Origin of the sequence: Altererythrobacter sp. B11 (genome assembly GCF_003569745.1) — a bacterium.
Lineage (GTDB): Bacteria > Pseudomonadota > Alphaproteobacteria > Sphingomonadales > Sphingomonadaceae > Croceibacterium_C.
This window is the reverse complement of the sequence record NZ_AP018498.1, coordinates 292,204-315,844: the sequence shown is the minus strand read 5'-3', so window position 1 is coordinate 315,844 and position 23,641 is coordinate 292,204. Positions and strand designations below refer to the sequence as shown.

Below are 23,641 nucleotides of genomic sequence, written 5' to 3'. Positions count from 1 at the left end.
GCGCAATGGGGTGGCTAGAGGGCTATCGACCTACGACTTCCCCCAGGAGATCTTCATGCGTAACCCGCTTGCCGCCGCCATCCTCCTTGCCCCGCTCGCGCTGCTTGCTGCCTGCGGTGACAGCAAGCCGGCGGAAGAGGCACAGACCGAGGTGGCCGCCGCCCCGGCTGCGCCCGCCATGCCCGAAGTTCCGGCTGACGCTCTGGATTCGGTGAATTACGCCGGCACCTATGCCCTCACGCGCATCAACGGCTCGCAGGCCAAGGTGACGCTGAACCCCGAAGACACCAGCTACAAATATGTCGCCGCCAACGGCAAGGAGAGCGAAGGCAAGTTCAGCCGGGTGGACGGCAACCGCATCATGATCGACGATCTGGACGGCAAGCCGGGCTATTTCGCCATCGCCGACGGCGCCATCTACTACCTGCCCGATGCAGACACCGGTGTGGACAAGGTGCTGATCTCCAACATGTATCGGCGCGACGATGCGCCGGTGGAAGCGGCATCCGCCAGCACGGCGCCGGCGACCGAGAAGTCGGCCTGACCTTCTCCGCCCGGCTCCCACGGTTTTAACCTATGTTGGAAGCCGGGCGGAACTCGCCCGCGAGTCACGGGTTTCCCTTCCATGCGGCGGACTTGAATCGCCGCATGGTCGCTGGAGAAACCCAATGCCGCTCGGCGAAGCCTTGCTTGTTATCGCTGCCGGCTTGATCCTGCTGACCGCTGCGGCGATCTGGCGCAGCTTCCGCCGCCAACACACCGAACAGCTGCGCCGCCGCTATGGCGAGGAATACGCCCGCGTGCTCGCGGCTGCTGCAAGCCGGTCACGGGGCGAGCCAGCGGCGAGCATGCGCAATTCCCACCCCTCTGCCGTGCGCATCCGGCCCGTGGTGCCCACGGAAGCCGCAAGCATCCAGCGGGAATGGGCCGAGATCACGAATCACTTTTCCCATCACCCGGAAGAGGCCCTGCGTCGCGCCGACCAGCTGATCGGCCGGATCATGACCATGCGCGGCTTTTCGACGGGCGATTCCCGGCAGCGGTACGAAGATTTGACCGTCGATCACGGCGTCGCGGCACAGCTTTATCGTGCAGCCCATGATGTCGTTCTGCGGCTTGAGCGGGGCGCTGCGTCGCAGGACGATATGCGCCGCGCCATGCAGCATTACGAGCGCGTGGTGGACGAACTGCTGCGCGCCGACGTGCGCGCTGCTCCTTCCGTTCCGGCACCGAAGGGCGACAGGTCGCAACGCGGTTTTTCGCCGCGGCAGGCCGCCGCTCGCAGCTGAGGGCGGCCTGGCGCTCAATCGATCCGGCGGCAGGCGAACAGCGTGGTGCGCTCTATCCGGCAGCGATAGCCGCCAAGGCTTCCCGGAATGATCTCGAACGGATCCCCCGCCCGCGGCGTGCGGCGGAAGGTTTCGCGCTCGACGGACGCCCATTCCCCCGCCTCCGCTGTGCGGACCACCATCCGGTCGCGGCCGATCAGGCGGGCAGAGGCCACCGTGGCCTGCAACGGCTGGCGCTCCGGATCGGCCGTCCGTGTGGGTTCGGCCGCTGCCGTGCGGCTCGGATCGGGAGCGACAGGGGCAGGCGGGACAGCACTTTCGCTGCGAGCCTCCACCTGTGCCGGGGTGCGGCCGAAATTCTCCTGCCGGCGCGCCTCCGCCTGCTTTTCGTCGATAATTCCGGTGCTGCGCAGCGCCGCATCGAGGCAGCGATGCCGCTCCCGATCGCCGGCGATCTTCGCACAGGCGGCAAAGGGCGCGAGAGCATCCTGAGCGCTTGCCTCCTGCGCCGGGGCGGCGCCCGGCATGGCGGATAGCACAATTGCGGTGAACAGCAGGGCAGGGCGCATCAGCGGGACTCCTTCACGCCTTTCGAATGGCACGCCGGTGCCACCGCGAACAGGCCGGGCCCTTGCGGCCCGGCCTGCAGCGGCGGAGATCGGGGGGTTCCTCCGCCGGGTCAGAAGCTCACCTTCGCGCCGATGTAGAAGCGGCGACCGAGCACGTCGAAAGAGCCGCCCGGCTCCGGCTCGCCCACCGCGTCAGTGGTGCCGGGAATGGCGCCATAGATATTGGGGTCGCGGTCGAACAGATTATCGACCCCCGCGCGGAACTGCAGCTTGTCATTCAGGCGGTAATTCGCTGCCAGATCGAAGATGTCGTAAGCCTTGATGTCGTTTTGCGCCGCAGTCGGGTTCGTGGCCTTGGCGAAATGCCGCACGCTGGGCGTGTGGCGCCAGTTGAGGCTAAGCGAACCTGGCCCGAAATCATAGCCGACAGTGGTGTTGAGCTTCCACTTGAACTGCGCCCCATAGGGCGGGTTGAAGATGGTGGCCCCGATCGTGTCGGCATAGTCGAACACCGGCCCGCCGGGGTTGTTCTGCACTTCGTACTTCTCGAGGTAATTGAACAGCACATTGGCAAAGAAGGCGCCGGTATCGCCGCCGATGCCGGGGGCATCCACGCTCCAGTCCAGTTGCACGTCCACGCCCGAGGTGGCGATCATGCCGAGGTTCTCGAACGAGGCTTCGGTGGCGATCCAGAAGCCGTTCACATCGCTGCGCGAGATCCGCTGGCAATAATCGAAATTGGGATCGTAGGTGGGGTTGTTGCCCAGTGCGTTGAAGCATTCCTGATACACGACCTGGGTGGAGGCCGGCGCGATCGCCCCGTCGATCTTGATGTTGTAATAGTCGACCGAGAGCTGGAGGTTGCGCAGCGCCGGGGTTTCCAGCGGCGAACGGATCACGACGCCCGCCGTCCAGGTGGATGCCTTTTCCGACTTCAGGTTCTCATTGCCCCGCTGCAGATCGCGCCCGAGGGGGAAATAGGTGGGCACGTTGCCGGCGAAATTGTCGCCAATGGGGAAGCCGCCGGCCAGCGCGGTGCACAGCGCCTGAACCTGCGCCCGGTTGGGATTGCTGGCGACATTGCCGTAATCGGCGCGGGTGAACATGGAACATGGATCGTGATCCGGCCATTGTACGGTCTGGAACACTGCAGGCTGGAACAGCTCCGCCACATTGGGCGCACGGTTGGCCCGCTGATAGCCGCCGCGAACCTGCAGCCAGTCATTGATCGACCAATCGCCGTTCACCTTCCAGGTGGTGACTCCGCCGGCCGTGTTGTAATCCGAATAGCGGGCGCCCGCGTTGATCGTCAGCGACTGGACGAAGGGCAGATCGGCCAGCACCGGGATCAGCAGTTCGCCATAGACCTCCTTCACCGTGGTCTTGCCTTCCGTGGCCGAGGTGTCGAACAGGCCGACGGTCAGCGACGTGGTGTTGGTGGTGGAGATGGCCGGATCGGGTTCGTAGGAGAAGCTGTTCTCGCGATAGGCGGCGCCCGCGGCAAAGCGCAGATCGCCAGCGGGAATCTCCGTCAGCGAGCCCTGCAAATTCAGCTCGGCCTGGTTCTGCTTGAGGTCCGACACCGTCTTGATCGGCGCACCGATGATGTCGATGCAGTCTTGCGACACCGGCGTGTTGAGGAAGGGATTGAGCCCGCTGGTGCAAGTGGCCAGCAGACCGGTGCGGCCGTTGTTGAAGCTGGCCCCGGCGCCGTAATTTGGCCGGTTGATCAGATCCTGATACCGCGCCAGGTCGGCAAAGCCGTGATAATGCGTGGTGGCATTGGTTCGCCCGTGAGAGGCGAAGATGTCGAAGGTCCAGTCGCGAAAATCGATGTCGCCCCGGAAGCCCGCCAGCACTTCATAGGTGTAGGTGTTGGTGCTGATCTGCCGCGGCCCGAGATAGTCCATCTGCTTGTAGAGCGACCAGGGGGCATTCGGGTTCGCGCGGTTGTTGAGGATGGTGGCGAATTCATCCGGCACCGCATGCGCGCCGTCCCGCGGCACGGTGACGGACCATTGGTTGAAGGCGGGGGAATAGCCGATGATCTCGGTCATCGTCTCGTTCTGGTCGAAATTCCCCTGCACGTAGAATTCGATGTTGTCGGCCACTTCGTAATAGCCGGTGGCGAACATGGAATAGCGTTCCATCGGGCTGGACAGCAGGCCCGGATAGGAATTGGGCGACAGCGTGCCGTCCGCCAGCAATTTGTTGTCCGGATAAAGCGTTCCTTCGAACCCGGGCGCGGGTGCGCCGCTGACGGAGCCGGGGGCGACGGAGAACAGCGTTGCCTCTCCCACCGTGGGTGCGGTGTTGAAGAACAGCTGCGTGCCGTTGGGTACGTCCCCCGGGGCATAGCCTTTGGGCACGAACACGGAATCATAGGCCGCCTGGGTGGAGGTGCCGTTGAAGCCGCCGAAATTGGGCCATACGTTGCGGCCGGGCGTGTTGGGATCGGTGAAGGCGGCTTCGTAGAACGGCCGGTCGCGCAGATAGACGCCGCCGCGCTTCTGATAGGTGAGGCCGATCATGGCATTGCCGCGCCCATCGGCGAAGTCGGAACCGAGCAGCGCGCTGAACTTGTATTGCGCGCCGTCGCCGCGGAAGCTCTGGCCCCACTGGCCGTCCAGCTCCACGCCCTGGAAATTGCGCTTGAGCCGGAAATTGACCACGCCGGCCACCGCGTCCGCACCATAGGTGGCAGCTGCGCCGCCGGTGATGATCTCCACCCCGTCCAGTGCGGCCACGGGGATGGTGTTGAGGTCCACCACCAGGCTGGCGTTGGCCGGCTGCGTGCGGCGGCCGTCGAGCAGGACCAGCGTGCGATTGGCGCCAAGACCGCGGAGATTGACCGTGGCGATACCGGGCGAGCTGGTGGGGGTGGCCTGAATATCGGTGGCGCTGGTGATCTGGTTGGCGCCCCCGCCGAATTGCGGCAATTCGTTCAGCGCCTGGTCCAGCCCGACTTCGCCAGTGTTTTCCAGCAAGGTGTCGGACAGGGTGACGATCGGGCTTTCGGAGTTGAAATCGCGCCGCTGGATGCGCGATCCGGTGACGACGATGGGCTGGCCGGCGGGTTCGGCCGCGTCTGTATTCGCGGGGGCGGCAGCAGGGGCGGGGGGAGGATCGTTGGCTCCGGCGTCCTGCGCCCGGGCCGCGGCGGGCACGAGCAGGAGCATGGCGGTGGAACATGCAAGGACGGACTTATGGCCGCGGGGCCGAATCACTTTTCCCATTTGTCTCTCCCCAGTGAGCTGGCCTTTTTCGGCCATGCCCTTCGAATCCCTGCCGGCGGAACACCTGTTCCGACGCCCAAAGATAGTAGCATCATACGTAGTTGGAGACGCGGATCAACGGAGAAGATTTCGTTCCGGCGCGCAGATTGGGGGTTTGAACGCGTGGACGATATGAATACCAGTAGGTAGTTACGCAAACTTGTGAGCATCTGAACGGGAAGGCGAAGGCGCGATGGCGGACCAGAACAACGGCGGCGAACGGCCGCGCATGCAGCGAATCGAAGGGCATGGGGAGGATCGCTTCCTCGGTTCCGACGTGTTCGAAAGCTCCGGCCGCAACCTGCCGCCGCCCAATGGCGGGGGCACGATCCGCGAGGATGCGCGGGACATCGACATCTATCACCAGTGCGACGTGGCGGTGATCGGCGGCGGTCCCGCCGGCTGCGCGGCGGCCTGGGCGGCGGCCAAGGCGGGCGCGGATGTCACGCTGGTCGAACGCTACAACTGCCTCGGCGGGCTCTCCACCGGCGGGCTCGTCATGTGGATCGACCGGATGACGGATTGGCAGGGCAACCATGTGATCCAGGGCTATGCTCGCCATTTCATCGACCGCATGCCGCCCGAAGCCGTCGCCGGCCCTCCGCGGGAGGACTGGGGCAGCCGTGACGAGGCGAAGGCGGCCTATTGGGGCCAGCGCACGACGGCGTTCCACGGCATCGTGCAATGGGCGCCCACGCTCGATCCGGAGCGGATGAAGCTCAACAACCAGGAAATGCTGCTGCAGGCGGGCGTGCGCATCGTGTTCCACGCCTGGGCCGCGCGCCCGCTGGTGGAAGATGGCGCGGCGAAGGGTGTGATCTTCGAATCCAAGGCCGGCCGCAACGCCCTGCTCGCCAAGGTGGTGGTGGACACCACCGGCGATGGCGACATGTTCGCCCGCGCCGGCGCCCAGTTCGATACCGATATCGAGGAGGGCGACGTCCACCATTCGATGAACACCGGCTGGGTGCTGGGCGGCGTGGACATGGACCGCTGGATCGACTGGAAGGTCCACAATCCCGACCAGCTGCGCCAGTTCATGGAGCGCGGGCGGGAGGAGCTGGGCTTCTTCCAGACGCCATACGTCAGCTGGCGCAAGGACATTGCGCTGTTCCTCGGCCCCCGCCAGTCCGGCCTCTCGGCGCTCGACGTGGACGACATGACCGAGGTGGAGATTCGCAGCCACCGGCTGATGGAAGGGCACTGCCGCTTCTTCCGCGACCATGCGCCGGGGTTCGAGCATGTGTTCAGCCTGCAGAGCGCCAGCCAGCTGGGCGTGCGGCACACCCGCCGCCTCGCCGGGCTGGGCCGGATCGAGCGGAAGGACTGGGGCAACGGCACGCCCGTGGCGGATGAGGTGGGCATCAGCCCTTCGATCAGCCCCAAGTTCCCGATCATCTCCGTCCCCTATGGCGCGATCGTGCCGCGCCAGCTGGACGGGCTACTGGTGGGCGGACGGCACATCTCCTGCGACGCCAACAGCCACGGCTTCATGCGCGAGATCCCGCAGTGCTGGCTGACCGGCCACGCGGCGGGTGCCGCGGCGGCGGTGGCGGCCAATCGCGGCGTGCAGCCCCGCGCGGTGGATGTGGGCGAAATTCGCGGCGTGCTGCGCGAACAGGGCGCGCATCTGAGCGACGATGTGGCCGTGGCCGCCGCCGGGGCGGCCGCGGAAGCGGCGGCGCAATAGGCGCCGCCGCTCGCCGCCGGGCGGCGCTGCGGGGGCATGGCTGGAACACGCTGGAACACCTTAGAACAGGGTTCATCGCAGAAAAATCCACGCCCGCATGGGGGATGGAAAATAGCGCAAAACGAAGGGGATAGGCCGGCCCCATGGCCGCCCTTTCGCCCGTCGCGGTCTATGTAGGAAAGGGCGCGGCCGGCGCAGTGCCAGCCGTCGCCCGCAGGGTCAGCCCTTCTCGGGCAGCAGCACGCCCCCGGTGGAGAGCGGCCGCGCCGCCGCGCGGAAATTGCTGAGGTAGCCGGTGGCCGGCATGCGCAGCCCCGGACCCTGCCGCGCGGCCAGTTCATCCGCCGCCACATCCAGGTCGATGCTGCGATTGGCGACGCTGATCCTCACGATGTCGCCATCGCGCACCTTGCCGATCGCGCCGTCGGTCGCCGCTTCGGGGGACACCTCGGCCACGGTCAAGCCCTTCAGGCACAGGCCCGAAAGCTGCCCGTCGGTGACGAAGGCGGTGGTCTTGGCAAGGCCCGCCGCATCCAGCGCGAACAGGATGGCGCTGGCGCCGCCGCCCATGGCCGGCCCGCCTTTCAGCCCCTGGTTGCGCGCGATCACCACATCGCCTTCCTGCACCACGCCGGCGGCGATGGCGTCCATGCATTCGCCGCTATCTTCGAACACGCGGGCCGGGCCGGAAAATTCCTCCGGCCGCGATCCGTCGCGAATGCCCAGCCGCACCACGGCGGTTTCGGCGAAATTGCCGCGCAGGATGGCGATCGCCGGGCCTTCGCCCACCGGATCGTCCACCGCATGGATCACCTCCGGCCCCGGGATGACATAGTCCGCCAGGTTCTCCGCCAGCGTCTTGCCGTTGCAGGTCAGCACATCGGTGTCGATGCGGTCTTCCAGCCGCTTGAGGATCGCCTGGGCGCCGCCGGCATCTTCGAACTGCTCGATCCGCACATCGCCTGTGGGGCGCACGGCGGAGAGCACGGGCACGTCGCTCATCTCTTCCCACAGGGCATAGATGTCGATGTCGGTCTCGGCCTCCACCGCCACCGCCTGCAGGTGCTTGATCGCGTTGATCGAGCCGGAGACGGCGAGCACCGTCGCCACCGCATTGCGGAAGGCGCCCTCGGTCAGGATCTGGCGCGGGCGCAGATCCTCCCCCACCATGTCCACGATGCGGCGCGCGGCGGCGCGGGCATTGGCCTGCATCTTGGGGCTGTTGCCGCGCACCGGCGCATGGCCGGGCAGCGCCATGCCCAGCGCCTCGACCACGCAATGCATGGTGTTCGCGGTGGCCATGCCGGCGCAGACGCCGGGGCCGGTGATCGCATTCTCCGCCATCTGGTCCACCGGGAACTTCGGCTTGCCGCCGAACCGTTCGCCCACCGCGCCGGACCAGACATCTTCCACATCCACCCATTGGCCGTCGATCTGGCCCGCCGCCTGATAGCCGCCGATCACCAGGATCGTGGGGATGTTCAGCCGCGCGGCGGCCATCAGATGGCCCGGCGGCGTCTTGTCACAGCTCGTCAGGCAGATCATGCCGTCGAGCAGCGCAGCTTCCACCTGCACTTCGATGTCATTGGCGATGATGTCGCGGCCGGCCAGGATATAGCTGCCGCTCTTCGCCGCGCCGGTGATGAAGTCGGAAGGGGCGGCGGTGCGCACTTCGAAGGGAACGCCGCCGGCAGCGCGGATCTCTTCCTTCACCAACTTCGCTATGCCGTCGAGATGGGCGTAGCAGATCGCCAATTCGCTGGAGGAATTGACCACCGCGATCTTGGGCTTTTCCATGTCTTTCTGGCTGAGGCCCAGCGCCTTCCAATTGGCGCGGCGGCCGGGCGAGTTGGCGGAGAGGCTGCGTAGCACCATTGAAAGCTCCCAAAATCGCGGCGCCGCGCGCCTTCCCATCATTATGAAGAGCGTAGCATCCTACTTGTTAGCGACGCAAGTATTGCCATTATGTGTCGTCGAACTCCTCGACCAGGTGCTGGAACAGCCGGTCGAGCACCTGCTCCGCCACCACCAGTTCCTCGTCGCTGAAGGAGGCAAGCACCTTGCTGCGCGCGGGATCCAGCACGTCGCGCACTCGGCTCATCACGCGGCGGCCCTCCGGCGTGATGGAGATCAGGCGCATCCGCCCGTCATCGGGATCGGGCTCGCGCTTCACCAACCCTTCGGCTTCCATCTCGTTGAGGGTGCGGATCAGAGTGGGCCAGCGCACCGCCATGTGTCGTGCAAGATCCAGCGTGCCCACGCGGCCCTCGATGAAGGTGAGCGCGGAGAGCGTTTGCCACCGCGCCCGCGAATGGCCGGTGCGCTTGCGCACCAGATCATCGACATAGGAAGTCCAGCGGCGGGCCGTGAGCACAAGCTTGCGGGTGAGCTTGAACTCCTTCTCCAGCCGCGAATCTTCCTCATATTGCTCGTGGAAACGCTTGGCCCAATGATCGAATGTGCTTTCGCCCTTGAAGCTCATGCCCGGTCCCTTCGCTGCGCGCGGCTTCCCTGCCGCGGCGCCTTATCCGCGTAGCATGATACATAATTTTGCAGTGGGGGCGAGCCCGCTCGTGAAACGCGCATGCCGGAGCGCGGCAGGCCCCGCGCTCCGGCATGCGATCAGATGTCCAGATTGGCCACGTTGAGGGCGTTGTCCTGGATGAATTCGCGGCGCGGCTCCACCACGTCGCCCATCAGGCGGGTGAAGATCTCGTCCGTCACATCGGCGTCTTCGACCTTCACCTGCAGCAGGGCGCGGTTTTCCGGATCCAGCGTGGTTTCCCACAGCTGCTCCGCATTCATCTCGCCCAGCCCCTTGTAGCGCTGCACCGACAGGCCCTTGCGGCCGGCGGCATGCACGGCGTCCAGCAGCTGGCTCGGTCGCGTGATCGAGCCTTCCACGGCCACCGGCGCCGGGGCGTCCTCGCCCTCGCTGCCGCCTGCAAGATTTTCGGCTTCCGGCTCCGGCTCGGCCACGCCGCCGCGCACCAGGCGCGAAGGAGCGGTGTAGATGTCGGCCTGCTCCATCGCCCGGGCATGCAGCTTGCGCGCTTCGGCGCTTCCCGCGAAGCCCGGATCGATCAGGTGCGCGTCGGTCACTCCGCGCCAGGTGCGGTTGAAGCGGATCGTGCCGTCGGGGCGCAATTCCGCGGACCAGTCCGCCTCGGGGTCGCCCATGTGGAGCTGAGCCGCCGCGCGGTTCAGCGCGTCCTGCCGCCCCTCAGGGGACAGGGCCGGGTCCAGCGCGCCGGCGATCGCCATGGCTTCCACGGCCGGGGCGAAATAGCGGCGCGGCACGAAGCCCATCAGGCTCTTCATCCGCAGCGCATGTTCCACCAGCCCGGCCAGCTCGGCCCCGCCGCGCGCACCGCCCTGGGTTTCCAGCACGCGGCCCTGCAGCCCCGCTTCCACCAGATAGCGATCCAGCGCGGCCTGATCCTTCAGATAGACCTCGCTGCGCCCCTTGCTGACCTTGAACAGCGGCGGCTGGGCGATGAACAGATGCCCGGCCTTGATGATGTCCGGCATCTGGCGATGGAAGAAGGTGAGCAGCAGCGTGCGGATATGGGCGCCGTCCACATCGGCGTCCGTCATGATCACGATCTTGTGATAGCGCAGCTTCTCGAGGTTGAATTCATCGCGCAGGCCCGTGCCCATGGCCTGGATCAGCGTGCCCACTTCCTTGGAGCTGATGATCCGGTCGAACCGCGCCCGCTCCACATTCAGGATCTTGCCGCGCAGGGGCAGGATCGCCTGATACTGGCTGTCGCGCCCGCTCTTGGCCGAACCGCCGGCGGAATCACCCTCCACCAGGAAGAGTTCGGACAGGGAGGGATCGCGCTCGCGGCAGTCGGCCAGCTTGCCGGGCAGGCTGGCGATATCCATCGCGCCCTTGCGCCGGGTCAACTCGCGCGCCCGGCGCGCCGCTTCGCGCGCGGCGGCGGCATCGATGATCTTCTGGACGATGGCCTTGGCGTCGGCAGGATTTTCCTCCAGCCATTCGGTCATCTTCTCGCTCATCAGGCTTTCGAGCGGCTGGCGCACTTCGGAGCTGACCAGCTTGTCCTTGGTCTGGCTGCTGAACTTGGGATCGGGCAGCTTGACCGAGACGATCGCGGTCAGCCCTTCGCGCATATCCTCGCCCGAAAGCTGCACCTTCTCCTTCTTGAGCAGTCCGGAGGAGGTGGCGTAGCCGTTCAGCGTGCGGGTGAGCGCGGCACGGAATGCCGCCAGATGGGTGCCGCCATCCCGCTGAGGGATGTTGTTGGTGAAGCACAGCACGTTCTCGTAATAGGAATCGTTCCATTCGAGAGCGACGTCGATACCGATGCCGTCCTTCTCCGCTGAGACGGAAATAGGCTCGGGGATCAGGGGCTGCTTGTTGCGGTCGAGATATTTCACGAAGGCCGCGATGCCGCCTTCATAATAGAGATCGTGCTCTACCGGCTCTTCCTTGCGCGTGTCGCGCAGCAGGATGCGCACCCCGGAATTGAGGAAGGCCAGCTCGCGATAGCGGTGTTCCAGCTTCTCGAAATCGAACTCGGTCACGTTCTTGAACGTGTCGGTGGAGGGCAGGAAGGTCACCCGCGTGCCGGTGCGTTCCCGCCCGGCGGGGCCCTTCACCTCGAGCGGGGAGACGGCGTCGCCATGCTCAAAGCGCATCCAGTGTTCTTTGTTGTCGCGCCAGATCGTCAGCTCGAGCCATTCGGACAGCGCGTTGACGACGGAGACGCCCACGCCATGGAGCCCGCCCGACACCTTATAGGCATTGTCTTCACTGGTGTTTTCGAACTTCCCGCCGGCATGCAGCTGGGTCATGATGACTTCGGCGGCGGACACGCCTTCTTCGCGGTGGATATCCACGGGAATGCCGCGGCCATTGTCCTCCACGCTCACCGATCCATCGGGATTGAGCTCGATCAGCACGAGGTCGCAATGGCCCGCCAGCGCTTCGTCGATCGCATTGTCGGACACCTCGAACACCATGTGGTGGAGGCCCGATCCGTCATCCGTATCGCCGATATACATGCCGGGGCGCTTGCGGACCGCGTCCAGCCCCTTCAGAACCTTGATGCTCTCCGCGCCGTAGCTGTTGCTGTTCGTGCCGTTTCCGGGATTCTCTGCCATGCCCATTATATAGGAATCCCGGGCGCCCATGGGAAGTTCGCCCTGCGGCCGTCCACAGGGTTTTGCGGACGGCCCGGCCCGCCTGTGCCGGAGATGCGCCCGATATGCCCCGGATATGCGAAGGCCCGCCCCGCCGGTGGGCGGAGCGGGCCTTCGTGAAATGCGGCCGTTCAGCCTTCGGCGGGGTTGCGGCGGGCTTCCAGCACTTCCAGCGCGCGGGCCTGGCCATCTGCCTGGCATTCCTGCCAGGAGCTGAGGCCGGTGTGGAAGCCGGTGGCGCGATTGCAGGCGCGGGGCACGGCCGTCTTGATACGGTCGCGGATGGCGGCGTCGTCAGACGGGTTGGCGGCGTCGAGGCCGGAAAGGTCGATGCGGATCGTCACGTCATCGGCCATCGCGGGGGCCGAAAGGCCGGCGAGGCAGGTGGCGGCGAGGACGGGGAGCAGGGCAGGCTTCAGATACTGGCGCATGGAACAGTCCTTTCGAGTGTCCGGCCGCCCGGGGGCGACATCGTGAATTCCCTCTGCAGCCAAGGTGCATGGGTCCATGCGGCTGCGCAAATGCGAAATATGCGGGTGGAATTGCTAAAAATGCACGAAATGATTTGCGTCTAAAAAGAAACGGGCCGCCAAGTGGCGGCCCGTGACTTAATTTCGTGCTGAGTCGATCCTCAGATCGTCCACATCATCGGGACCGGATAGCGGCCCGCGTGGGAGACGTAGGATTCGAATATACGCTTCATCAGGTGGATCATTTCAATTCCTCTTTGAATTTATGCGAAGGAGGCGTGCCGCCGCAGCGGGCGGTAACGCCGTCCTTCGGAATGGGGTCGGGTCAGAACCAGCTGGCCAGTTCCACGCCGGCAAAGGGACGGGCGAAGGCCGTCTCGGTCAGCGCGGAGGACCGGGCTTCCGCCTTGCATTCTTCCCAGGCCATATTGGCGCGGAGGTCGCGCACATCGGGACGGCGGCACACATTGTTCACCGCCGCATCGATACGGCTTTCGAGCGTCTCGCGGCCGGCGCTCGACGACAGGTCGAGATCGGCAGTGCTGACAGTCACGGAGGGGGCAGTGGCATCGGCCGCAGCAGCCGGGCTGGCGATAGCGCCGGCAACGGTCAGGGCGGCGAAGGCAGTGATGATGGTCTTGCGCATGGCGTTGGTTCCTTCAAACTGGGTTCGGCCGCCTTTCGCAGATCATCCCTCGTTGTCGTTTTTCGTTGGCGCCTATCTGCGTTGCGGCCCGCCATTGTGCAAATGCGAAATGCGCGAGAAGTGTTGCGCATTTTGCAACCGCATTTTTGACCTTTCTTTACGCTTGGTGGGGACATGAAGGGGGCTGTGCGCTCCGGCGGCTGGACAGCGCGCGGGCGGAGCGACTAACGGCTGGCCATGGATCCCCAGCACCTTCCCGATTCCATCCTTATCGTCGATTTCGGCAGCCAGGTGACGCAGCTCATCGCGCGGCGCGTGCGCGAGGCGGGCGTCTATTCCGAGATCGCACCCTTCACCCAGGCGGAGGAGGCGTTCCACCGCCTGAAGCCCAAGGGCATCATCCTCTCCGGCTCACCTGCCGGCGTGCCCGATGAAGGCAGCCCGCGCGCCCCGCAGATGCTGTTCGAAGCCGGCGTGCCGATCCTGGGCATCTGCTATGGCCAGCAGGTGATGACGCACCAGCTTGGCGGCGAAGTGCGGCCGGGACACGAAACGGGCGAAGGCGGGGAGTTCGGCCGCGCCTTCCTGACAGTTACCGAGGAATGCCCGCTGTTCGACGGGCTGTGGCACGTCGGCGAGCGGCATCAGGTGTGGATGAGCCATGGCGACAAGGTGACCCGCTTCGCCGAGGGCTTCCGCATCGTGGCGGTCAGCGACGGCGCGCCCTTCGCGGTGATCGCGGACGAGGCGCGGCGCTTCTACGGCACGCAGTTCCACCCGGAAGTGGTGCACACGCCGGACGGGGCAAAGCTGCTCGCCAATTTCGTCCGCCACGTCTGCGGCTGCGCGGGCGACTGGACCATGGCGGAGTTCCGCAAGACCAAGATCGCCGAAATCCGCGAGCAGGTGGGTGACAAGCGCGTGATCTGCGGCCTTTCGGGCGGCGTGGACAGTGCCGTTGCCGCCGTGCTGATCCATGAGGCGATCGGCGAGCAACTGACCTGCGTCTTCGTGGATCACGGGCTGATGCGCATGGGCGAGGCGGAGCAGGTCGTCTCCCTCTTCCGCGGGCATTATAACATCCCGCTGGTGCATGTGGACGCAGAAGAGCTGTTCCTTGGCGGTCTGGCCGGAGTGACCGACCCGGAAGCCAAGCGCAAATTCATCGGCAAGACCTTCATCGACGTGTTCGAGGAAGAGGCGCGCAAGATCGGCGGCGCCGATTTCCTCGCCCAGGGCACGCTCTATCCCGATGTGATCGAAAGCGTCAGCTTCACCGGCGGCCCTTCGGTGACCATCAAGAGCCACCACAATGTCGGCGGCCTGCCCGAGCGGATGGACATGGCACTGGTGGAACCGCTGCGCGAACTGTTCAAGGACGAGGTGCGCGAACTGGGCCGTGAACTCGGCCTGCCCGAAGTGTTCGTGGGCCGCCATCCCTTCCCGGGGCCGGGCCTCGCGATCCGCATCCCCGGCGAAGTGACGCGCGAACGCTGCGACATCCTGCGCAAGGCAGACGCCATCTATCTGGAAGAAATCCGCAACGCCGGCCTGTATGACGCGATCTGGCAGGCCTTCGCCGTGCTGCTGCCGGTGCGCACCGTGGGCGTGATGGGCGACTATCGCACCTACGACAGCGTGTGCGCCCTGCGTGCCGTCACCAGCACCGATGGCATGACCGCGGACATCTATCCCTTCGACGCCGGCTTCCTCTCACGCGTCGCCACCCGGCTGGTGAACGAGGTGCAGGGGATCAACCGCGTGGTTTACGACTACACCTCCAAGCCCCCGGGCACGATCGAGTGGGAATGATTTCAGGCCCTCCAGAAGGGCGATAGTTACGCCATTATACGAGCGAAGAAGGCCGCCCCGCGCCGTCCTCCGCGTCGGCTGATCGGAAGCGACCTCGGCATTCAGCTCTCGCTGGCCTCGATATTCCTGACCCGATCTTCACAACACGCAGCCTTGCGGCGAATTTGGCGGCTTCCGCTATGAGATCGACAGCGGCAAGCGCATGTTGCGAGCAAATGCGTCGAGCCTTCGGATGGACTGACAGGCGCCACTGGTCCTTCCAGCGCTCCGGCTGCTGCTTTCTAATTGCCGGAATATGCTCGAAGGAGCGTGCCGGCGATCTGCCGCGCGGCCGGGCCGAGTTCCTCATCGGCGAGTTCACCAGCGGTCCAGAAGGACAGCGCGCCCCGAAAAGCGAGCGCGAGTTGCGCAGGCAGGACGCGGCATGCCTCATCTCGTCGAGGCAAAGGCAGGCCTGTTCCGTCGCCCAGGGCGTGCGCCCATAAGGCCGTGGAATTCGATCTGACTTCGCCCGACGTCGCGCTGCCAGTCCCGATCCAGGCCATCACTGCGCGGTTCACGACCGGCTCGTCGAGCATGACCGCGACCGCAATGTCGATGGCGAGCGCTACACGATCGGCGGCAAGCGGCGGCTGCGGTGCCGCATCGAAGCGCGTCATCATCGCGTCGATCCGTCGCCCCGACAATGCGTGCATGATCGCGGGCTTGCTGCCGAACTGATTGAATGGCGTCGCGAAGCTGACCCCGGCTTGCGAGGCGAGATCGCGCATCGAGAACTCTGCCTTGCCGTCACGCAGAAGGCGCTCTGCCGCGTCGAGCACGCGCTGGCGCACCGGTTCGCCCCGACGCTTCGTACCTGTTCCCATCTTGCTTTCGCTCATCGCGCATCTATATCATGATATAAATAAACTGTCCTGCAGGAGTGTACGCGTGACAGCCACTTGCCAAAAAATCTTTCTCATCAGCGGCGTCAGCTCTGGGTTGGGTCGAGCATTTGCTGAAGGCGCCTTGGCGGCCGGCCACCGGGTCATCGGGACGGTGCGGCGCCAGGAAGACGCAAACGCATTCGCTTCACTCGCTCCAGACCGAGCGAGGCCGCTGCTGCTGGACGTGACTGACTTCGCTTCCATTCCTCACGCGATAACCGCAGCCGAGCGCGATGTCGGCCCGGTCGATGTGTTGGTGAACAATGCGGGTTACGGTCATGAAGGCGTGCTCGAGGAATCGTCTATGGACGATCTCCAGCGGCAGTTTGCCGCGAACGTGTTCGGCCCGGTGGCGATGATGCAGGCGGTGCTGCCGGGCATGCGTAAGCGTCGCCGCGGGCATATCGTCAACGTAACGTCCATGGGCGGGTTCATCACCATGCCGGGGATCAGCTTCTATTGCGGCAGCAAGTTCGCGCTGGAGGGAATTTCCGAAGCGCTCGGCAAGGAGGTCGCCGCGTTTGGCATAAGAGTAACGACGCTGGCGCCCGGGCAGTTTCGCACTGACTGGGCTGGCCGCTCGATGGATCGGACGCCGCGAAGCATCGCGGATTATGATGCGGTGATGGACCCCATAAGGGCTGCGCGACAGGCCAAGAGCGGCAACCAGCCGAACGATCCGGCCAAAGCGGCGCAAGCGCTGCTGACAATCGTAGAGGAGGAGAACCCGCCGGTTCGGCTGTTCCTGGGCGAAGATGCGCTTGGGCTGGTAGACCAGAAGCTCGACGATCTGCGGGCAGAAATGGCTCGTTGGGAGCCGCTTTCTCGCTCGACTGGCTTTGGTGAAAGTTGAGGCTCCGGATTTTACTTCGGCCTCTGGAGCGATCTTCCATTGTTGGCGGAGAGCCGGCGAGATCATGGGCCAGGACGAATTCTCGTAACGCGGCATAAAGAGGCTATTTGGGGGCTGACTCGCGGCCCCGCGGATCAACGCCGGTAATGCACAACATTAGCGGAAAGATCGTCGGCCCCGCGCGGTCGCCGCTAAGCTCCCGCCGGGCGCATCAGCGCCGCAGATGGGAGAGATCGCTTGTATCCGTTCAGGGATGGGTCCTTTGCCGTGCGCAACGCATGGTATGTGCTCGCGTGGGGCTCTGAAGTGACGCGCCAGCCGCTGGAGCGCTGGCTGCTGGGGGAGCCGGTGGCGCTGTATCGTAAGCTGGACGGCGGGATCGCCGCCATCGCGGGCAATTGCCCCCATCGCCACTACCCGCTGGCGGAGGGCTGCCTGGAGGGCGACAGCCTGCGGTGCCCCTACCACGGACTGCGCTTTGCCGCCGATGGCCAGTGCGACGACATTCCCAGCCAGAGCCATGTACCGCGCGCCTACCGCGCGCGGTCCTATCCGGTGGTGCAGCAATGGGAATGGGTCTGGGTCTGGGCAGGTGATCCCGAGCGGGCGGACCCATCGCTGCTGCCCGCGGACGAGGAAATCCGCCTGAATGAGGAGGGGTTCGTCTACCGCCCATTCTATTTCCACGAGATCAAGGCGCGCTATCAACTGCTGAACGACAACCTGCTGGACCTCACGCATCTGGCCTTTCTCCATGCGAGCACCATTGGCCAGCGGGAGAACTCCACCACCCCGGATGTGCGCGAACAGACGGGGCGGCGGCTGAGCAGCCGGCGGGAAATGAAGGACGTTGCGCTCGCCCCCGCGTCGCGGTTGCGCCACCAGGGGAAGGTGGACCGCGTGTCGGCCATGGATTTCTTCGCCCCGGGTCTGCACGCAGGCATAGACGAGACACGGGTCGCGAGCAGCGATCCCGAGCGTGGCGGCGAACTGCTGGCGGCGGGCCGCGTGTATCACGCAGTCACCCCCGCCACGCGCGACACGACCTATTACTTCTTCGCGAACGGAGCGCGATCCGAAGAGGAGCTGGACCGCAAGTTCGAGCTGCTGAAAGAACCCATTGCGGAGGACATTCACGCGTCGGAAGAGATCGAGCGGATCCTGTCCCGGATGGAAGGCCCCCCGCGCGAACTGCTGCTGAAGGCCGATGCGCAGGCGGTGCAGGGCCGCCGGCTGCTGCAGGAGATGATGGATCGCGAGCAGACGGCCGGCACCGCCGCTGGCGGGGCGGCGCCGGAGCCTGCGCGAACCGGCTGATCCTGCGCTGATTGGACCACGGGCGGCGAATCTGGCAGATACCGGCAGGGAGATTTGGGCCGGTGATCAGTCAGCTTCGCGAACTCGACATGCATCTGCTGCTGGTGTTCCAGAGCCTCAGCCAGACCGGCAGCGTCACCCATACGGCCGAAAAAATGCGCCTGTCGCAGGGCGCGATCAGCCATTCGTTGAAGAAACTACGCGAATTGTTCGGCGATCCGCTGTTCGTGCGCTCTCCATCGGGGCTGGTGCCGACCACCAAGGCGGAACAGATGGCGGCGCAAGTGGACGAGATCGTCGGCCTGAGCCAGAGCCTGTTAACCGGGCTGGCCGGTTTCGATCCGCCGTCGGCCGAACGCACCATCACCATCGCGATGAGCGACGTGGGGGCGGTGGCCACGCTACCGACGCTGCTGCGGCGCATGGCGCAGGAGGCGCCCCATTGCCGCGTGATGGTGGAGCAGATCCGCCAGCACCGGCTGGCCGAGCTCGTCGAAGCGGTGGAGATCGACCTCCTTATCACCGGTCTGCAACCCCGCATGGGTGGGCTGCGCCAGCAGAAACTCTATCGCCACAGCTACGCCGTGCTGGCCAGCCGCGAGAACACGCTGCCCGCCTCGATCGAGCTCGACCAATATTGCCGGCAGAAGCATGTTTCAGCCTCCACAGCGCGCACCGGCTCGATCGTTGATGACTGGCTGAAGCGGCGCGGCTGGCAGCGTCAGGTCGTGCTGACCACCCCGCATGTGCTGACCTTGCCCTATCTGCTGGACGAGAATCCCGAGCTTGTCGCCACGGTGCCCAGCTTCCTGGTGGACAAGCTGGTGGCCGAAGGCCGCTATCGCCGCATCGACGTCGGCAAGGATTTCCTGGCGATGGACATCTTCCAATACTGGCCGGACAAGTTCCACCACGACACATTCAGCTGCTGGTTGCGCGAGGTCGTGCGCAGCTGCTTCCTGCATCATTCCGAATTGCACATGTGACGCGTGGGAACGCGTATTAGTTTTGCTAATATCACGAATTAACTACATGCAATGGCCGGGGATGGCGCGGCGAAATACCATCCCCGAATAAAGACCGCATCGGCAACAACAAAAGAATGCGGGTTCGGGAGAGACGATAGGCCCTGCCGGGCTTGGAGGCGCAGCGTGGCACAAGGCGCCATTGCTGCCGAAAGAACGACCACGCCGGCACCTGCCTGCATGTCACTGCGAACAACCCGATGCCGATGTCGTGTCAGGGGGAGGCAGAGTGACCGCGCAGACGTTCGACATACAGCAGTTCGTGGACCGGCAGCCGCTGCGGCCGGTCCACTTCACTGTGCTGGCCCTGTGCACCTTGATCCTGTTCATCGACGGGTTCGACGTCTTCCTCCTCGGCAAGATCGCACCGGCGGTGGCGGAGGATTTCGGCATACCGGTGGAAGGCATGACCTCCGTGTTCGTCGCGCAGCAGGTGGGGCTGGCGATCGGGGCATTCGGCATCGGGCCGATTACCGACCGCTGGGGGCGCCGATCCACGCTGATGGTCGCGGCGGCATTCTTCGGCCCGCTCACCCTGGCGCTCGCATTCGTCAATTCGCTCGCCCTCTTCGCCGTCCTGCGCGGCATATCCGGCCTGTTCCTCGGCGGGTTGCTGCCGGTGGCGCTGGCCTTGATTGCCGAAACGGTGCCCAAGGCACGGCGGGCGACCTTCCTGTCCATCGCCATGGCCGGCTATAGCCTGGGTGCTGCCGCCGGCGCGGCGGTGGCCGCATGGCTGATCGACCGGCTGGGGTGGGAAAGCGGCTTCCTGATCGGCGGCATCGTGCCGATCCTGTTGCTGCCGGTGATGCATTTCCTCTTGCCGGAATCGCTCCCCTTCCGCGTCCGGCGCCAGCACTCGCGGGGCCGCATCTGCGCCACGCTGCGGCGGCTGGACCCCTCCGTGCCGCTGACGGGTGAAGAGCGCTTCGTCCTGGAGGAAAGCAGGCTGGGCGCGAATGACACCGGCGGCGTGTTCGATATCTTTCGCAGCGGACGAGCGCCGGCCACCCTGCTGCTGTGGGCCGCCGCCTTCCTGAGCATGGGCAATATCGCGCTGATGGCATCCTGGATGCCCAGCTTCTTCTTCGAAATGGCCGGGGTGCCGATCCAGGATTTCGCCAAGGTGGCCGTGCTCGGCGTGTTCGGCGGCTTTCTCGGTTCGCTTACCGTGGGCTGGTTTATCGACAAGTTCTCGGCAACCGGCGTGCTCATCGCATTTTACCTGCTGAACTCGCTGCTGATCGTCCTCCTCGGCACGGTGGGCTTCGGGTCGCTGCTGTTCGTCGCGGTGCTGATCGTCTGGCAGTTTTCGCAGACGGGCGGGCAGGCAGGCCTCAATGCATATCTTGCCCAGTTCTACCCCACCGCCGTCCGCGGCACCGGATTCAGCTGGGCGGGCGGCGCGGGCCGTATCGGCGGCGTGGTGAGCCCCTTCCTCGGTGGGCTTGCGCTGGCCTCTCATCTCGATCTCGGCACGACCTTCCGGCTGCTGGCGGCAATTCCGCTGGGCGTGGCGGCGCTCGTGCTGATCCTGCGGATTTCGACGCGGCCCGGAGCGGCCGGACGCCGGCCTGCCGAACAGGCGGCATGACCTGCCGCGCTCACGACATAACAACACAAGGGAGGAAAACATGAGGATATCTGAAGGGCTTCCGACGCCGCTGGGCCGCAGGATGGCGAGCGGCATCGCCATCGCCTGCGGGCTTCTGGCGAGCCCCGCGCTGGCGCAGGACACCGGCGACGATACCACGGTGAACGAGGCGGCTGCCACGGTCAGCGAAAATCCGATCATCGTCACCGGCTCGCGCATCGCGCGCGACACTTTCAAGACGGCGACGCCCGTCACCGTGATCGATGCGGATGCCATCCAGGACCAGGCCGCAATCAACATCGCCGACGCGCTGAACGACCTGCCTAGCTTCCGCCCGCAGGCGACGCCCGCCACCACCGCGATCTTCATCGGCAATGCCGGTGCCAACCTGGCGGATTTGCGCGGCCTTGGTGCACAGCGCACGCTGGTCCTCGTCAACGGGCGCCGGTTCGTGCCGGGCACGGTGGCCGGATCGGGCAATTCGCCGGGTTTCGTGGTTGACCTGAACACCATCCCCACCGCGCTGGTGGCGCGCACCGATGTGGTGACCGGCGGCGCTTCGGCCGCCTATGGCTCCGATGCGGTGGCCGGCGTGGTCAACCTCATCCTCGACAATGAATTCCAGGGCATTCGCGGCACGGCGCAATACGGCATCAGCGAAGAGGGCGACAACGAGCAGTATTTTGTCTCCGCCGCCTATGGCACCGCCTTCGGCGAAGGGCGGGGCCACTTCATCATCGGCGGTGAATATGCCGACAGCAAGGGCGTGGGGGATTGCTACACCCGCAGCTGGTGCGCCGTCAGCTATGGGCCGGTGTCCAATCCGATCCCGCAGGTGAACGGCCTGCCGCGCCAGCTCATCCTGCCGGGCGCGCGTACCTCCACCGCCAGCTTCAACGGTCTGTTCAACTCCGGCCCCTTTGCCGGCAACGAGATCCTGCCCGACGGTACGCTGGTGCCGCACGACTACGGCACATATTACGGCGCGCCGATCTATCAGTCGGGCGGCAGCATGGACCCGGCCAACGGCTTCTACCTCGAATTCCCGCTGGTCTCCCCGGTGAAGCGGTACAATGTGCTGGCGCGGGCGAGCTATGAATTCAGCCCGGCGTTCAAACCCTTCGTCGAAGCCAGCTACGCGCATATCGAAGGCGACACAGTCGGCGCGCAGTCGCGCAACCTGGGCCTCAGCACGACCGACATCGGCATCGCGGCGGACAACGCCTATCTGTCGGACGACTTGCGTCAGCAACTCGCCACGGCAGGCGTCCCGGTGGTGCGGTTCGGCCGCATCGGCAACGATCTTGGCCATTCCATCGGCACCGTGAAGCGCGAGGTCTTCGGCATCGCCGCCGGCGCCGAGGGCGATCTCGGCAACGGGTTCAGCTGGGATTTCTCCTACCAGTACGGCCAGACGGATTACACGCAGCGCGGATACAACACGCGCAAGAACCGCGAATTCTTCTGGGCGGTCGATGCGGTGGACGAAGGGCGCCTGCTGACCGGCAGCGCCAATGGCAATATCGTCTGCCGCCAGGTGGCGCTGGGCAATCCCGCCGCCGCCGGCTGCCGGCCGTTGAACCTGTTCGGCGAGAACAATTTCGATCCCGCCGCGCGCGACTATGCCTATGGCACGGTGCGGCAGGACACCACGCTGAAGCGGCAGGTCGCGGCCGCCAATATCAGCGGCGATCTCTTCAACCTGCCCGGCGGCGCATTCGGTTTCGCCACGGGCGTCGAATATCGCGTGGAGGATGCCGATGGCACGACCGATCCGGATTCGGCGGCCAACAACTTCTACACCAGCCCCGGCGCGGCGATCTCCGGCTCGGCGATCAAGGTGAAGGAAGGCTATGTGGAACTGGCCGCGCCGCTGCTGGCGGACCGCCCCTTTGCCTCGCTGCTGGAGCTGAACGGCGCCGTGCGCGTGACCGACTACTCCACCAGCGGCACCGAATACACATGGAAGGTGGGCGGAACATGGGAGCCTGTGCCGGGCTTGCGCTTCCGCGCCACGCGCTCTCGCGATATCCGCGCGCCGAACTTCTTCGAGCTCTATAATCCGACTGTCGCCAGCTTCCAGTTCCTGATCGATCCGCAAGATCCGACCGGGGCCAGCTCGCTGACATCAGTCGCCCTCAGCGGCAATGCGGGTCTGCGGCCGGAGCGTGCCGATACGCTGACTGCCGGCGTGGTCGTGTCCCCCTTCGCCGGCTTCAACCTCGCGCTCGATTACTACGACATCAGGCTGGATGACGTGATTTCGACGCTGGGCGGCCAGACGATCCTCAATCGGTGCGAATCGGGGGCCACGGATCTGTGTGACCTGGTCACGCGCGGGCCGACCGGCAGCCTCGTGTCGATCAACAATACGCTGCTCAATCTCAACCAGTTGAAGACCAAGGGTATCGATATCGAGGCGAGCTATCGCCTGCCGCTCGGCCCGGGCAATCTGACCCTCCGCGCACTGGGCACCTATGCCTTCGAACTGATCACGGTCGATCAGGCCGGCGAAACCGACCGGGCAGGGCAGAACGGTTCGCCCGTGTCGCAGGAATCGGGCGTGCCCGATTTCACCGGGCGCTTCTTCGCGCAGTATGAGACGAAGAGCTGGGAAGTGGGGCTGGAGGCGGAATATATCTCCGGCGGGCGGTACAACGTCACGCAGATCGGCCCGGATGAGGATGGCTATGCCCCCACTCTCCCAAACAGCATCAGCGACAATTCGATCGAGGACTACTGGTATTTCGACGCGCGCTTCGCCTTCCGCCCGATCATCGAACGGCCGGAGCTGGAGGTGTTCATGCGGATCGACAACCTCTTCGATCGCGATCCGCCGAATAACATCCCGTCCAGCTACGGCGTAACCAACCCCGTGCTGTATGACGTGGTCGGCCGCATGTATCGCCTGGGCGTGCGCTTCGAATACTGAGGCGTTTGAAGGTGGACGTCAGGGAAAGGCCGGGAGAGACCCCGGCCTTTTCCGTGCGAGGCTGCGGCAAGGCG

The 23,641-nt window shown here is 65.4% G+C and carries 17 protein-coding genes; 9 read left to right on the top strand and 8 right to left on the bottom strand.

All coding sequences use genetic code 11. From position 1 onward, the window contains the following. Positions 1-55 precede the first annotated feature (55 nt). Positions 56-544 (top strand): hypothetical protein, encoded by a 489-nt coding sequence (locus tag AEB_RS01430; RefSeq protein WP_119081525.1) that lies wholly within the window; start codon positions 56-58, stop codon positions 542-544. Between the two features lie 124 nt (positions 545-668). Then, on the top strand, positions 669-1,289 hold the full coding sequence (locus tag AEB_RS01425; protein ID WP_119081523.1) for a hypothetical protein: 621 nt from the start codon (positions 669-671) through the stop codon (positions 1,287-1,289). A 14-nt stretch (positions 1,290-1,303) separates the two neighbouring features. Here AEB_RS01425 and AEB_RS01420 read toward each other — a convergent pair whose 3' ends face one another. Together AEB_RS01420 and AEB_RS01415 are read right to left on the bottom strand one after the other, a co-directional pair. Further along, on the bottom strand, positions 1,304-1,858 hold the full coding sequence (locus AEB_RS01420) for a hypothetical protein (RefSeq protein WP_119081522.1): 555 nt from the start codon (positions 1,856-1,858) through the stop codon (positions 1,304-1,306). Positions 1,859-1,968: 110 nt separating this feature from the next. Beyond that, a complete protein-coding gene (locus tag AEB_RS01415; protein WP_231958844.1) occupies positions 1,969-5,094 on the bottom strand; it encodes a TonB-dependent receptor domain-containing protein in 3,126 nt (1,041 codons plus the stop codon). A 232-nt stretch (positions 5,095-5,326) separates the two neighbouring features. Here AEB_RS01415 and AEB_RS01410 point away from each other — a divergent pair, with 232 nt between their 5' ends. Further along, entirely contained in the window at positions 5,327-6,823 is a 1,497-nt protein-coding gene (locus AEB_RS01410; protein WP_197714464.1) for an FAD-dependent oxidoreductase, read from the top strand. Between the two features lie 219 nt (positions 6,824-7,042). Here AEB_RS01410 and AEB_RS01405 read toward each other — a convergent pair whose 3' ends face one another. From AEB_RS01405 to AEB_RS01385, 5 genes are all read right to left on the bottom strand, one after another. Continuing rightward, positions 7,043-8,698 carry a dihydroxy-acid dehydratase domain-containing protein gene (locus tag AEB_RS01405; protein WP_119081519.1) on the bottom strand — a complete coding sequence of 552 codons (1,656 nt, stop codon included), beginning with the start codon at positions 8,696-8,698 and terminating at the stop codon, positions 7,043-7,045. Positions 8,699-8,786: 88 nt separating this feature from the next. Beyond that, complete coding sequence (locus AEB_RS01400) at positions 8,787-9,305, bottom strand: MarR family winged helix-turn-helix transcriptional regulator (protein WP_119081517.1); 519 nt, start codon at positions 9,303-9,305, stop codon at positions 8,787-8,789. 140 nt (positions 9,306-9,445) lie between these two features. Then, complete coding sequence (gyrB, locus tag AEB_RS01395; RefSeq protein WP_119084382.1) at positions 9,446-11,953, bottom strand: DNA topoisomerase (ATP-hydrolyzing) subunit B; 2,508 nt, start codon at positions 11,951-11,953, stop codon at positions 9,446-9,448. A gap of 170 nt (positions 11,954-12,123) precedes the next feature. After that, positions 12,124-12,423, bottom strand: a complete 300-nt coding sequence (locus AEB_RS01390) for a UrcA family protein (protein WP_172592971.1) — start codon at positions 12,421-12,423, stop codon at positions 12,124-12,126. A gap of 364 nt (positions 12,424-12,787) precedes the next feature. After that, entirely contained in the window at positions 12,788-13,108 is a 321-nt protein-coding gene (locus tag AEB_RS01385) for a UrcA family protein (RefSeq protein ID WP_119081514.1), read from the bottom strand. 237 nt (positions 13,109-13,345) lie between these two features. On the opposite strand from AEB_RS01385, the gene guaA reads away from it, so the two are divergent. Further along, positions 13,346-14,920, top strand: a complete 1,575-nt coding sequence (gene guaA, locus AEB_RS01380) for a glutamine-hydrolyzing GMP synthase (RefSeq protein WP_119081513.1) — start codon at positions 13,346-13,348, stop codon at positions 14,918-14,920. A gap of 281 nt (positions 14,921-15,201) precedes the next feature. Here guaA and AEB_RS01375 read toward each other — a convergent pair whose 3' ends face one another. After that, positions 15,202-15,801, bottom strand: a complete 600-nt coding sequence (locus AEB_RS01375; protein WP_119081511.1) for a TetR/AcrR family transcriptional regulator — start codon at positions 15,799-15,801, stop codon at positions 15,202-15,204. A gap of 49 nt (positions 15,802-15,850) precedes the next feature. Here AEB_RS01375 and AEB_RS01370 point away from each other — a divergent pair, with 49 nt between their 5' ends. From AEB_RS01370 to AEB_RS01350, 5 genes are all read left to right on the top strand, one after another. Then, positions 15,851-16,699, top strand: a complete 849-nt coding sequence (locus AEB_RS01370) for an oxidoreductase (RefSeq protein WP_119081510.1) — start codon at positions 15,851-15,853, stop codon at positions 16,697-16,699. A gap of 237 nt (positions 16,700-16,936) precedes the next feature. After that, positions 16,937-18,016, top strand: coding sequence for an aromatic ring-hydroxylating dioxygenase subunit alpha (locus tag AEB_RS01365; protein ID WP_119081508.1), 1,080 nt, complete (start codon positions 16,937-16,939; stop codon positions 18,014-18,016). Positions 18,017-18,078: 62 nt separating this feature from the next. Continuing rightward, complete coding sequence (locus tag AEB_RS01360; RefSeq protein WP_119081506.1) at positions 18,079-19,002, top strand: LysR family transcriptional regulator; 924 nt, start codon at positions 18,079-18,081, stop codon at positions 19,000-19,002. A gap of 268 nt (positions 19,003-19,270) precedes the next feature. Further along, positions 19,271-20,635, top strand: a complete 1,365-nt coding sequence (locus tag AEB_RS01355) for an MFS transporter (protein WP_172592970.1) — start codon at positions 19,271-19,273, stop codon at positions 20,633-20,635. 40 nt (positions 20,636-20,675) lie between these two features. Then, positions 20,676-23,567 carry a TonB-dependent receptor domain-containing protein gene (locus AEB_RS01350; protein WP_119081502.1) on the top strand — a complete coding sequence of 964 codons (2,892 nt, stop codon included), beginning with the start codon at positions 20,676-20,678 and terminating at the stop codon, positions 23,565-23,567. Positions 23,568-23,641 lie beyond the last annotated feature (74 nt).

Excerpts from the sequence above, each read along its gene's own strand:
- AEB_RS01430 (WP_119081525.1), top strand. The coding sequence starts at position 56 with ATGCGTAACCCGCTTGCCGCCGCCATCCTCCTTGCCCCGCTCGCGCTG.
- AEB_RS01425 (WP_119081523.1), top strand. The coding sequence starts at position 669 with ATGCCGCTCGGCGAAGCCTTGCTTGTTATCGCTGCCGGCTTGATCCTG.
- AEB_RS01420 (WP_119081522.1), bottom strand. The coding sequence starts at position 1,858 with ATGCGCCCTGCCCTGCTGTTCACCGCAATTGTGCTATCCGCCATGCCG.
- AEB_RS01415 (WP_231958844.1), bottom strand. The coding sequence starts at position 5,094 with ATGGGAAAAGTGATTCGGCCCCGCGGCCATAAGTCCGTCCTTGCATGT.
- AEB_RS01410 (WP_197714464.1), top strand. The coding sequence starts at position 5,327 with ATGGCGGACCAGAACAACGGCGGCGAACGGCCGCGCATGCAGCGAATC.
- AEB_RS01405 (WP_119081519.1), bottom strand. The coding sequence starts at position 8,698 with ATGGTGCTACGCAGCCTCTCCGCCAACTCGCCCGGCCGCCGCGCCAAT.
- AEB_RS01400 (WP_119081517.1), bottom strand. The coding sequence starts at position 9,305 with ATGAGCTTCAAGGGCGAAAGCACATTCGATCATTGGGCCAAGCGTTTC.
- gyrB (WP_119084382.1), bottom strand. The coding sequence starts at position 11,953 with ATGGCAGAGAATCCCGGAAACGGCACGAACAGCAACAGCTACGGCGCG.
- AEB_RS01390 (WP_172592971.1), bottom strand. The coding sequence starts at position 12,423 with ATGCGCCAGTATCTGAAGCCTGCCCTGCTCCCCGTCCTCGCCGCCACC.
- AEB_RS01385 (WP_119081514.1), bottom strand. The coding sequence starts at position 13,108 with ATGCGCAAGACCATCATCACTGCCTTCGCCGCCCTGACCGTTGCCGGC.
- guaA (WP_119081513.1), top strand. The coding sequence starts at position 13,346 with ATGGATCCCCAGCACCTTCCCGATTCCATCCTTATCGTCGATTTCGGC.
- AEB_RS01375 (WP_119081511.1), bottom strand. The coding sequence starts at position 15,801 with ATGAGCGAAAGCAAGATGGGAACAGGTACGAAGCGTCGGGGCGAACCG.
- AEB_RS01350 (WP_119081502.1), top strand. The coding sequence starts at position 20,676 with ATGAGGATATCTGAAGGGCTTCCGACGCCGCTGGGCCGCAGGATGGCG.